Genomic DNA, 1,329 nt, shown 5'->3' on the forward strand with positions numbered 1-1,329 from the left:
GGGCTTGTTTAAAATTTTGTGTATTCGCTCAAAATTGATTCTGATTTCATGAGTAAAGTTAAATAATCATTTTATGACTTTCACCCGATCCGGGAATAAGATAGTCAGTTGGTTAAAAATCTGGGTCCATCCCCTTCGTTTTTTCTGCCACTTATTTTTGATTTGCATGGCAGCCAGAAAGACTGATTTAAGGGCAGCCTGATCATTGGGGAACACTTTCTTATTCTTCGTGTATTTTCGAAGAGATGCATTAAAGCTTTCTATGATATTCGTGGTATAAATCAGTGTGCGAATCTCCTGTGGATAGTTCAAGAATGCGGTCAGGTTATCCCAGTTATGCTCCCAGCTTTTTACAGCCAGGTGGTATTTATGCTGCCATTTGTTTCGAAAGCGCTCCAAAGCTTCCTGAGCCATTTCCACATTATCAGCCTTGTAAATGGACTTAATATCAGCGATAATTGCTTTACGTTCTTTATAGGACACAAATTTGAGTGTGTTTCTGATTTGATGAACGATGCAGATCTGATGTATGCTCTGTGGGTAAACCGCTTGAACAGCTTTGTCCAGTCCTTTTAAATTGTCCGAACACATGAATAGAATGTCTTCGACACCTCTGGATTTTAGATCGCTTAACATTTCCATCCATACACTGGCTGATTCGGTCTCATATACTTTTAAACTGAGCACATCCTGGACCCCTTCCATGCTTATCCCCATCACAACTAGGATAGCCTTACTCAGTACGCGTCCATCTTCTCTGATTTTATAATGGATCGCATCAATCCAAATGACGGCGTATTGATCTTCTAATGGTCTGCTTTGCCAGTCGGCTATATCTTTCAGTAAAGAGTTTGTAATTACAGATATAGCCCCTTTGGAGTACTTGACGCCATAAGTTTGCTCCACAAAATCAGTTATATCCTCCGTACTCATTCCTTTGGCATACAACAATGAGATGGTTTGTTCCAGTTCATTACTCATTTTGGAATGCTTCTCTACAGTAACCGGGTCAAAGGTTCCAGCTCTATCTCGAGGTACTTGGATTAAAACTTCACCAGACTTAGTTTTTAATGTCTTCGAAGAATGACCGTTACGGGTATTTGACTTTGGTTGTTCTGTCTTTTCATAAGGAGTATGCCCTAGGTGAGCGGTTAACTCTGATTTTAGAAGCGTTTCCACTCCCCGTTTAAAAAGCTCGTCCTGAACCTTGGCAAGTTCATCCTTGTCTGCAATCTGATTGACCAATTCATCGAGTAATTTTTGAGTTTGATCTTTCATAGTATAAAGTTTTTAGACTCACAAAATCAGATCAATTCCGCTCAACACAAA

The 1,329-nt window shown here is 39.7% G+C and carries 1 protein-coding gene; it reads right to left on the reverse strand.

Going from position 1 to position 1,329, the window contains the following annotated elements:
- Positions 1-66: 66 nt before the first annotated feature.
- Entirely contained in the window at positions 67-1,278 is a 1,212-nt protein-coding gene (locus KUV50_RS19300; protein WP_222581850.1) for an IS256 family transposase, read from the reverse strand.
- Positions 1,279-1,329 lie beyond the last annotated feature (51 nt).

Origin of the sequence: Membranihabitans marinus, assembly GCF_019802045.1 — a bacterium.
GTDB classification, from domain to species: domain Bacteria; phylum Bacteroidota; class Bacteroidia; order Chitinophagales; family Saprospiraceae; genus Membranihabitans; species Membranihabitans marinus_A.